Here is a 9,146-nt window from a genome sequence, read left to right as displayed (position 1 = left end):
AGGTGTTTAAAAGTTAGCTAAAATTCCTAAAAAACGGCTTTCTATGCAACCTATAAAAGGAGACGAACCACAATATATTGTGTTCTGTAAGCTTCAAAATCAATATGTGGTGGCTGAGTAGTTACGCATAATGATAGGCTAAAACAGCTTCCAAGAACCAGGTCAAGTTTCGCACTCCCTGGAATGATTTATGTTCGGATAAAAGTTCGTCCAGTCCAAAATTAATCAGGGAAACGAATTCTTGAAATCCTTTCTCCTCTGTCTCTGTCTGAGAAGCAGCATAGATAAACTCTGCTTTTAGAAGGTCAAGCTCAGAGTTAAAATCAGCCTCCGGAATCATTCCCTGACTTAATCGTCTAAGATGGTCTAAAGGGAGACGAATCCGGCTACCAGGTGAGTGCTCTATCTTTGAGGCAGTCCTGAAATATTTACCCAGCCTCTCCGCATAGTCGTGGATTTCTTTATCTATTCCGGACTGTAAACATCTTTTAATTTGTTTTTGCCCTTCCTCTATGATCTTATCCATATCCGGCTCTATTGCCTCCAGGAAGTAAATAACCAGAACACCGTTATCTATCCTCTGTCTTCTGTTGTAACTATTCAGCCCTTAAGGCACAAAGACACGTCGTTACCTTCTGTTTTCGTAACCGTTCAGCCACAGATGCACACAGATGAAACACGGAAAATCCGTGAGCCGTGTCCGTGATTCGGGTCTGTCCTTAGGCTGTAGGGACAACCCTTGTGGTTGTCCGTCTACGGAACGGACATGGACAAGCACGGACAGGGACAAGCCCTGTCCCTACACTTCCGCCTTCTGTCCTGTGTTATTTATCCGTGCTAATCCGTACAGCTATACCTGAACGGTTACCTGTTTTCTATGGCTGAAGCGCTGTGCTGGTCCAATTAATGATCAGATCTAAATCTTTAATCAAACCCTGCTCAACGATCATTTCCCTCATCCCGCTTAATTCCGCCTCAAATTCAGGATGCCTTTCTATTAGCCGGGCTAGGTAATAGGTTAGCAGCCACCGCCAACGTTGATATTTAGCTGTTTCAGCCACACCTGCCTCATCTTCTGAATTCCCTGGTGATTTCTTGTAAAGACGATGGATATTAGATAGTTCCAGAAGGAGATCGGCTGGCAGCCTTTGCCCTTCTTTGCCTATTTCCAGACAGAAAACGAGTATATTTTTTAGTCGTTCCACCTCTTCCAGCCTGTCCCAGGCGATGGTTTTTCCTAAAAAGGCCAAGCTCCCCCGCTTCTTTTTGGCCGCCTTGATCAACCTTTGGTTTAAGGTAATCCCCACCGAAACTAAATCATCCGGAGAAATAAAGGACAACCCGGCCGAGAGATCAAATTTCCCATCTTCACCAGTGTATTTCTTAAATGCTTCTCTAATAGATATAGCGGCTTCAATGGCCTTATGCCAGGTTCCGCTCAGGAAGATACCTTTACTGCCTGTCCAGAACAGGGAACAATCATCGGCATAATTATCCTTGATGAATTCTGTTAGATAAGCCTTTAGGAAGAAAGAAACTAAAGAACTCAAAGTAGATATTCGGCTCAAAGTGGCCCGGTATCCAAGTCCATGGCAAAAGATCAGTTCCAGATAGTCCATCTCCAATCTAAGCACGCCCTGTAATTTTCTCTGATCCCTTTTGCTCTCCGCCGTCCACTTAGGGAAGAAATCATATTCAAGGGAGGCCTTCCATTCCTCTTTTTGTTTATAGTAAGAAGGAAGCCGGGCGCTAACTTTAGCCAGCTCCAAAGAATTTAAGAGGACAACGGTGATATCAAAATTGGGTCTTATGGTGGCCAGTTCACTCTCTTTTTTAAAAATATACTGCCCCCCGAAAATCTCAAGGGCATCCCGAAAGTTATTAGGAGAGGCCAGGGGTTTATCCAACCCTATCCTTCTTTCCAACAAGACCTCAGCCTCGTCTCCCATTCGGCCCAGTTCCTCGAAGCTGGTGCACATACGGCAGGTTTCTCCCTTGTTATTTACCCCCTTAGTCCCACAAATCGAACAATAGATCTCTTTGCCCCCCTGGGTCATAGGCGCAAAAACCAGGGAGTAGTTTTCAGCCGCTAACTCTTGAAAGGGACTATTCTTATCTGCTTCAAGCTCTTCTAACAGCCTCTTCCAACAGCGACCGACCCCGGCGCCCATAAAGTCACTCATCGCCATGGGGATAGAAGCGAGGAATAGTCCCAACTCACCATTATGGACGCAGTTTAGCCTCCGGTTAATCTCGACTTTTCTCTCTATCAATTGAGCGTTTTTGTTTAAGGGGACGATAAAATAAAATCGTCCTCCGTCCGCATACAAGAGATTGACCTGAGGTAAATCAAGGCCCTCCAAGATAGACTTAATTATGGCTTTTTCCAATAATCGGAGATAAAGAAATTTACCCTTGACACTGAAATTGTTTCCTTGCTCCAGGATAGAATCGCCCTGAAAAGGTTGGCCACTAATCTCTCCTCCAACCAAGGCAAATCTTTCTTCAGCCATACTTGGAGGGGGATGCACATGCCAGAGGGTGCCTAAGGCTTCGTCTAATTCGCTTTCTTTTAAATTTAGATCATAAAGGCAAACAGCTATGGCCGCCGTGGTTGAGGCGTGGTCAAAGAGAGAAAGGTCCGGACTGTATTCACCAACTTTTTTTAGGGTCACCGCCGGAATCCTGGAAAGATATTTTTTTAATACATAGTACCATGTATCGCTGTCGGTTGAAAACCGCTTAAGAACACTGAGTTTAGAAACTTCATCTATAAAGTCCCGCCATAGACGAAGATATTTCTCCTTGCTCACCACCAGTTCAGTCTCAGGAAAAACCTGTTCTGATGTTTCGAGTCTGGTTAAAGGAAAATAATAGGCCCGGCGCCCGAAGGTAGACTCAGTCGGTTCAACCTTCGTTTCTGAAAAGATAGACTGTAAGGGGGTTTGATAATAAGCCGGCTGACCCATTTCCTGGAAGCCTTCATCAGGAAACATCTCGCCCTGTGAAAGATCATTGGCCAGGGCAAGAATCTTTTGAAGACGATTTAAGGGATAGTGATGATGAAGAACCAGACTTTTTACCTTTGTCTCGCCCACCTGCCTGTCCACAAAATCCCCACTCCAGAGGACGTGCCGATGAGTATATATCCCCCTCAGTTCAAGGTAGGGGCAGCAGTCTTTGACTAATTCCTCATACTCACCCCGATACTTTTCCCCTGTTCTTTGCCAGAACTTCCCCATATCGTGAAGTAAGGCTGCTAAAATAAGGGCTTCTCTATCAGATAGTTCCATCGCCTTTTGTCAGAGGACAGAGGTCAGATTCTTCTGTCCACTGTCTTCTGACTTCCGTCCTCCGGGTTAATATAGGCTAACCGGATACAATAAATGGTTATTTTAACATAAATCTAATTAGTTGTCAATCATTTTTTGCCTTTACCTAAAAGGTAAAACTATTCAGCCACGGATTAACACGGATTAACACGGATAAAATAATTAAAAGCAACAAAAAAAGGAATGGGCTTACTTATCAATTTTGGTAACTACTCAAAACTAAGTTGAGTAGTTATTCTTGAAGAGGCTGTGTCGTAATGCGAGGACTGCGAGCCAAAGGCGAAACAGGACGGATTGCTCCCTCATTCCGTTCGGGCTCGCAATTGACAAGTTCTCAACTTGATTTTGAGTAGATACCTCTGCTCTAATACCACTTCCCGGTAATCATTACGTTCAGCCATCAATTCGCCAGGGGCGATGTCAGGACCTGAAAGTACGGAGTAGCCGAGACTTTCAAACCATGTCAGGGCAACTTGTTCAACTTCGGATTCGGTTATAGTTCCCATGGTGTCTCCTATTTCTGGTCTTTTACCATCGGGTTTTCATGGTCTAATTCCCATTGCAAGGGGTTGTTGATTATATATTTACGGATACGGTTTAATTCGTTTTCGTCGCGGATAATGTGCTCGTGATAATTGCGTTGCCAAAAACGCCCACGAAACCGCGGCCAGTCGAGAGTTCTAACACCACGGGTGTATTCAACCGTCGTCAACGATTGTAGGGGCAACCCTTGTGGTTGCCCCTGTGGTTGCCCTGTCATTTTGGGCACCCACAAGGGGTTGGGCACCCACAAGGGGTTGGGCACCCACAAGGGGTTGGGCACCCACAAGGGGTTGGGCACCCACAAGGGGTGCCCCTACGATTACAATGATACCGTGGATGTGGTTGGGCATGGTGATGAACGTGTCTAAATCAACGTCTGGAAATCGGCTTGGTAATGCGTTCCATTCGTTAACCACCATTCGTCCGGCCTCGTTCAACCGCATCTCATCATCCACTACCTCGCCAAATAAACACGCCCTGTCTTGCGTGACAATAGAGACAAAATACGCGCCCGCCTGTGAATAATCGTATCCCTTCAGACGAATAGACCTACGGTGGTGTATTTCGGGATCGTATTTCATAACCCACGTTTCTTCAGAAATTTCTCCGCATCATCTACCCTTATTTCGCCTGAGAGCAGTTTCGGCAACAGTGGAATTCCTCAGGTTTTTCAATCCGACCATTTTTGACAATCTTCGCAGTAATAAGTGGAGTAACTACTCAAAACTAAGTTGAATAGTTACCCTTGAAGAGGCTATGTCGTAATGCGAGAACTGCGAGCCGAAGGCGAAACAGGACGGATTGCCCCCTCACTCCGTTCGGGCTCGCAATTGACAAGTTCTCAACTTGATTTTGAGTAGATACCAATTTTGGAAGAGAAAGACTTGAATTTAAAGGACTTATATATTAAAGGAATCAGTGTTTCATCCGTGTCCATCGGTGGCTGAATAGTTACATTAAAAGTTGGGGAATTTCTGCGCCTTTACCTATTCCCCAACCAGGACGAAGACACCAGGTTTCTTCAAGAAACCTGGTGTCTGGTCACGCCGGAGAGGTTTTGGGATAAGCTCTAATACTGCATTAATGAGAAGACTTCGTATCCTTCCAATTTATCTCGGCCATAGAGGAAGGTTAATTCTATTAAGAAGGCAATGGCAGCCACCTTAGCTTTAGCCTTTTCTACCAGTTCCACTAACGCCTTAGCTGTTCCGCCGGTAGCCAGCAGGTCATCTAAGATTAAGACCCTCTGACCCCGAGATAGGGCATCGACATGCATCTCCAGAGAATCAGTGCCATACTCTAAGGCATAAGAAGCCGAAATAGTCTTATAAGGAAGCTTCCCCGGCTTACGAACAGGGATGAGTCCTGTCCCTAACCGATAGGCCAGGGCTCCCCCTATAATAAACCCTCTCGCCTCGGCTCCCACTATCATCTCGATCTTCTCATCCTTAAACCGATCGACCAGCATATCAATAGCTTGACGAAAGGCCGCCGGATTTTGCCAGAGAGGCGTAATGTCTTTAAATAGAATCCCCTCTTTGGGAAAATCAGGTATATCCCGGATAAAATCTTTAAGGTCTAACAAATTATACACCCCCTTTTGATTTCGGATTGCGGAATGCGAAATGCGAAAATCCGAAATCCGAAATCCGCAATCGGTTTTATTTTTCTTCGTGAAGAAAATCCTGGAGTTCCTTGCTAATTTGAAGTTTGCGAAGTTTTGAAAGAGCCTTGTTTTCCAACTGTCTGACCCTTTCCCTGGTTATCCCTAAAATCTTGCCGATTTCTTCAAGGGTATGAGGGGTCTCTTCACCCAGTCCATATCGGAGTCTCAAGGTTTGCTCTTCTTTTTCGCTAAGGGTATTCAGAAGCTTATTTATCTGATCCCTGAGAATTTTAAAAAACATAGCATTATGAGGAGAGAAAGTCCCCTTGATCATATCGCCTAATTGACTGCTCCCATTGGAACCGACCGGTGTTTCCAAAGAAGCCGGCTCCTGGGCAATAGTTACTGCCTCCACAATCCTGGTAATCGGAAGTTTCATCCGGGCGGCAATCTCTTCCAAAGTAGGTTCTCGGCCAAATTCTTGAGATAACTGGCGGGTTATTTTGATACACTTGTTTATTATTTCCGACATATAAACCGGTATCCTGATGGTTCTTGACTGATCGGCTAAGGCCCTGGTGATCGCCTGTCTAATCCACCAGGTAGCATAAGTGCTGAATCTAAATCCTTCTTTGTAGTCAAACTTGTCCACCGCCCTCATCAGCCCCAAATTACCTTCATCAATCAGATCAAGAAAAGATACCTTCTGATGAATATATTTTTTGGCAATAGAGACGACCAACCTAAGATTGGCCTCTGTAAATCTCTGCTTGGCTCGGAAGATTTGCTTTTCAGCCGAATCAATCTCCGTTAAGATGGAGTCCTTCTCCTCCTGACCTAAGCGGGACAGATAAGATAAAATCTCAGGGTTAGTCACTCGATCCTCCTGTCGTCGCTGAAGGAAGAGTCGCTTTAGCCTCCTCACAGAAAGGCTAAGCTTTATTTCGATTTGCCTGATCCTCTCCTTGCCCTGCTCTATTATTTTAGCCAGATTTATTTCCTCTTCAACACTTAAAACAGGTATCCGTCCAATCTCAGAAAGATAAGTCTTCACCAGATCATAAGGCCAGGTAACTTCTGTCTCTTCTTTTTCCGGCTCTTCCTCCTCCTCAACGACCTCTATATTATGTTCCTCTAACTGGGCCAGGAGGTCTTCCAGGTGAGGCGACCAGGAGGACTTGTCCGTAAAGACACCCTCAAGGTCTTCATAAGTAACATATCCGATTTCCTCACCTTTTTTAATGAGGGTGCTTATTTTATTAAAATCCTTTGACCTTCCTTGTTTTCGCATTCTTTTACCTCTGGTAACTACTCAGCCTGGCCAAAAGAGGAACACATAAGTAGTTACCATCTCTAATTTCTGAATTATATCACATTTTACCTGTTTTGCCAACAGAAAATTATTAGACTACTCAAGTTTCTTTTAATAGATGTCGATATAATAAATAGGAACAACCAGCTTAATACATATTTAATACTATATAATCGATTCTTAATAATCTTATTGTTTTACCTTTCCCGAGGGCTAAACCGACCCACAGACGGTCGGTTTAGCCTTTTTTGTTGACAGAACTGCGGCTTATGAATATAATGAGTACGAGCATCGAGCATCGAGCAAGGTGGCGGGGTAATCCTAATGTATTTAGACAGGATCAGAAATTTTTCTATTATCGCCCATATTGACCATGGGAAATCAACCCTGGCCGACCGTCTCCTGGAACACACCAAAACCCTGGACAAGAGAATGATGCGGGAGCAGGTTTTGGATGATATGGACCTGGAGCGGGAACACGGTGTCACCATTAAGGCCCATCCGATAAGGCTCACTTATCAGGCCAGGGATGGAGAGACATATACCCTTAATTTGATAGATACGCCGGGTCATGTAGATTTTACCTACGAAGTATCCCGCAGTCTGGCGGCTACCGAAGGGGTTATCCTTCTGGTGGATGCTTCTCAAGGAGTAGAGGCCCAAACTTTGGCCCATCTGCACCTGGCCCAGTCACAGGGAAAGGTTATTATTCCGGCGCTCAATAAGATAGACCTACCAGCGGCTGACATTGATAGAGTTAAAAGCCAGTTAGAAGACAATCTGGGACTCTCGGCCGAGGAATGCCTCCTGATCAGCGCCAAAGAAGGTATAGGCACAGAGGATATCCTGGAGGCCGTGATCCGGCGTATACCTCCACCTCAAGGTGACCCGGAGGCCCCATTGAGGGCGCTCATCTTTGATTCATGGTTCGACTCTTACCAGGGAGCGGTGATTTATTTGAGGGGCATGGATGGAACGATAAAGGCTGGGGATAGGATTCAACTAATGTCGACTGGAAAAGATTACCAGGTAAGCGAGGTAGGGATTTTCCGTCTCAATCTTGTTCAAACCGAGGCGCTTAAGGCCGGAGAAGTAGGTTACTGCCTGGCCGGGATTAAAAATATAACCGACACCAAAATCGGTGATACCATCACCCATTACCATCGGCCGGCCCAAACGCCTCTGCCGGGTTACAAGGAAGCCAAACCAATGGTCTTCTGTGGTCTTTATCCCATCCATTCACCGGACTATGAGATCCTTTCTGAGGCCATAAAGAGACTTCACTTAAACGATACTTCCTGGACCTATGAGCCGGAAAGTTCAAAGGCCCTTGGATTTGGATATAGATGCGGTTTCCTGGGACTGTTTCACTCTGAGATAATTCAGGAGCGTCTGGAGAGGGAACACAACCTGGAACTTATTGCCACCCCTCCCAGTGTTCCCTATCGTATTACCCAGACTGACGGGAAGGTAATTGAAGTGGATAATCCGACTAATTTCCCTGATTCTTCTAAACTGTCGAGTATGGAAGAACCTTATATCAGAGCCACTATCATCCTGCCCCATGAATACCTGGGTGGAGTTATGCAGTTAGCTCAGAATCGACGGGGAATTCAGAAGAATATGGAATATTTGGATGCCAGACAGGTGGTCCTCACTTATGAGCTGCCTTTAAATGAAATCGTGCGGGATTTTTATGACCGTCTCAAGTCGGCCAGCCGGGGATATGCCTCCTTTGACTATGAACATATCGGCTACCGACCAACCAAACTGGTTAAGCTGGATATACTTATTGCCGGCGAAGTCGTTGATGCCCTCTCCAATATTATCCCTTACGAGAAGGCTTATTCTCAGGGCCGGGATTTGGCTTTAAAATTAAAAGAGGTTATCCCCAGACAGCAGTTTGCCGTGGCTATTCAGGCGGCTATCGGCGCCAAGATTATTGCCCGGGAGACCATCCCGGCCTTAAGAAAGAATGTGACGGCCAAATGTTACGGAGGAGATATAACCAGAAAACGAAAGCTCCTGGAAAAACAGAAAGCAGGCAAAAAGAGGCTTAAGCAGGTCGGAAAGATTGCTATCCCCCAGGAGGCATTCCGGGCTATCCTTAGGATCGATTAGTCTTCAAGTTTCGAGTGGGAAGGCATACAAAATTCGGCCTTATTCATGGTTTGGACCAGTCAGGATAGAGTCCATGTAACCGTGCAGCCACAGATGCGCACAGATAAAACACGGAAAATCCGTGAGCCGTGTCCGTGATTCGGGTCTGTCCTTAGGCTGTAGGGACAACCCTTGTGGTTGTCCGTCTACGGAACGGACATGGACAAGCACGGACAGGGACAAGCCCTGTCCC

The 9,146-nt window shown here is 45.6% G+C and carries 5 protein-coding genes and 1 pseudogene; 1 reads left to right on the top strand and 5 read right to left on the bottom strand.

Translation table 11 applies throughout. From position 1 onward, the window contains the following. Window positions 1-121: 121 nt before the first annotated feature. The 5 genes and pseudogenes from csm2 to AB1797_10610 all read right to left on the bottom strand — a co-directional run bounded on the left by csm2 (window position 122) and on the right by AB1797_10610 (window position 6,772). A complete protein-coding gene (gene csm2, locus AB1797_10630) occupies window positions 122-526 on the bottom strand; it encodes a type III-A CRISPR-associated protein Csm2 (protein MEW5768056.1) in 405 nt (134 codons plus the stop codon). 349 nt (window positions 527-875) lie between these two features. Next, a complete protein-coding gene (gene cas10 / locus AB1797_10625; GenBank protein MEW5768055.1) occupies window positions 876-3,293 on the bottom strand; it encodes a type III-A CRISPR-associated protein Cas10/Csm1 in 2,418 nt (805 codons plus the stop codon). A 553-nt stretch (window positions 3,294-3,846) separates the two neighbouring features. Beyond that, window positions 3,847-4,456 (bottom strand): annotated as a pseudogene (locus AB1797_10620) (hypothetical protein). Between the two features lie 488 nt (window positions 4,457-4,944). Further along, window positions 4,945-5,460, bottom strand: a complete 516-nt coding sequence (locus tag AB1797_10615) for an adenine phosphoribosyltransferase (GenBank protein MEW5768054.1) — start codon at window positions 5,458-5,460, stop codon at window positions 4,945-4,947. A gap of 76 nt (window positions 5,461-5,536) precedes the next feature. Further along, a complete protein-coding gene (locus AB1797_10610; GenBank protein MEW5768053.1) occupies window positions 5,537-6,772 on the bottom strand; it encodes a sigma-70 family RNA polymerase sigma factor in 1,236 nt (411 codons plus the stop codon). A gap of 345 nt (window positions 6,773-7,117) precedes the next feature. Here AB1797_10610 and lepA point away from each other — a divergent pair, with 345 nt between their 5' ends. Then, window positions 7,118-8,914, top strand: a complete 1,797-nt coding sequence (lepA, locus tag AB1797_10605; GenBank protein ID MEW5768052.1) for a translation elongation factor 4 — start codon at window positions 7,118-7,120, stop codon at window positions 8,912-8,914. The last annotated feature ends 232 nt before the right edge of the window (window positions 8,915-9,146 follow it).

The organism is bacterium (genome assembly GCA_040753085.1).
GTDB lineage: Bacteria > UBA9089 > JASEGY01 > JASEGY01 > JASEGY01 > JASEGY01.
Note: the sequence above shows the minus strand (reverse complement) of the source record. Positions and strands in the feature narration are given on the sequence as shown.